Below are 1,318 nucleotides of genomic sequence, written 5' to 3'. Positions count from 1 at the left end.
CCTGCCCTCGACGGAAGAAGCTGAATGAGGCCGTTCCGCGTTCCGGTCAGAACGGCTAAAATGGTGCACCACAGAACGATGGGCGTTCCATGTCATTGCTGACCCTTTCTCAAGCTGCGAAGGCCATCTCAAAGAGCAAGTCAACGCTCAACAGGGCCATAAAATCAGGTCGCTTAAGCGCGGTCAGAAATGAGGATGGCACATTCTCGATTGACCCCTCCGAACTGGCCAGAGCGTTCCCCCAAAACGGACCGGAACGCGCACCAATGGTGCACCATGAACCGGCCTTGGAACGCCCCGGAACGGAAGATTCCAGCAAGGTCGCCATGTTGGAGCAGCTTCTTGAAAAGGAACGGGAAGCCCTTGCTCGTGAGCGGGAGGTGTCGGCGGACCTGAAAGAGGATCGGGACCGCTGGCGTGCCCAGGCAACCGGCTTGCTATCCGATCTTCGGACAGCACAGGAAAAGGCTGCGCCTGCGGCTTCCCCGGAAGCTTTGCCTGGCCCACAGTCCAAGGGATTTTGGAAGCGTCTTTTTGGCTGAAAACGTCTTGGTGATCTCAATGCGCTCTTGCTCAGAAGGTGGACGTGGTGGAGGCCCATGGCGGGGAATGCGCTTCCCATGTTCAGCAGTCGGGGCGCATGTGGAAAAGGGGGGCTGGATCAGATAAGGTGCGCTTGCAGAGCCTTTGGTTGGAGCCTTTCTCTGCAAGCGCGGTAGCAGTCCGCCATGCCCAGCCTTCTTAGGCTGGGCTTTCTTTTTGACGGCCTTAGATGGGCGGAAGGCACCTAAGGCCGGCTACTCTTCTCCTGGTCATCGTAACCTCCATGATTATTCCGACGCCGCCTCTGCGCCGGCTGAAGCAGCCACGGCATCAGAGGAAGTGCTTGAGGGCGAAGACGCTGTTGCTGCTGCAGCGGCCTGCTCTGTCCAAAATTCTCGTATTCCTACAATATCCCCGTAGGCCCCCACCTCGGCCAAACGGTCGATGAAGCGCCCATAGACTTCGTCTTGAACCTTTCCATGAGTCTTCATCCACTCAACGGCGGTGTTAGGGTTGAGTAGAAGAACGTAGTGAAACTCTCCTGAGGGTCCTGGCTTCGTCGCGATCATCCCCAAGTCTCGAAGGCTCTTCATCCGCCGGCGCCAGGTATCTACCTTCCTCTCACCTTGGTAGCCCGCCTCGGCCGCAAAGGTCGTGGGGTTCTCGACTACGACAAGAGGGTTGTCGGGAGACCGCGCCCACAGTGAGAAAAGAACGTGTCCGGCAGGTTGGCCATTACAAGCCATGTCAATCGCCTGCATGACGATCGGCAAGG

General features: G+C 57.9%; 2 protein-coding genes. One reads left to right on the top strand and one right to left on the bottom strand.

Annotation, left to right across the window (positions count from 1 at the left end):
- Window positions 1-89: 89 nt before the first annotated feature.
- Window positions 90-542 carry a hypothetical protein gene (locus BU28_RS25715; protein ID WP_143809734.1) on the top strand — a complete coding sequence of 151 codons (453 nt, stop codon included), beginning with the start codon at window positions 90-92 and terminating at the stop codon, window positions 540-542.
- Between the two features lie 288 nt (window positions 543-830).
- Here the strand turns inward: BU28_RS25715 and BU28_RS26150 are convergent.
- Window positions 831-1,318: hypothetical protein (locus BU28_RS26150; protein WP_211254166.1), on the bottom strand; the 488-nt coding region annotated here is incomplete at its 5' end.

It is taken from the genome of Paracoccus yeei ATCC BAA-599 (genome assembly GCF_000622145.1).
Classification (GTDB): Bacteria; Pseudomonadota; Alphaproteobacteria; order Rhodobacterales; family Rhodobacteraceae; genus Paracoccus; species Paracoccus yeei.
The sequence above is the reverse complement of the archived record's forward strand: the minus strand, read 5'-3'. Positions and strand labels throughout refer to the sequence as shown.

Bases quoted from the DNA above. Each gene is read 5' to 3' on its own strand.
- BU28_RS25715 (WP_143809734.1), top strand. From the start codon at position 90: ATGTCATTGCTGACCCTTTCTCAAGCTGCGAAGGCCATCTCAAAGAGC.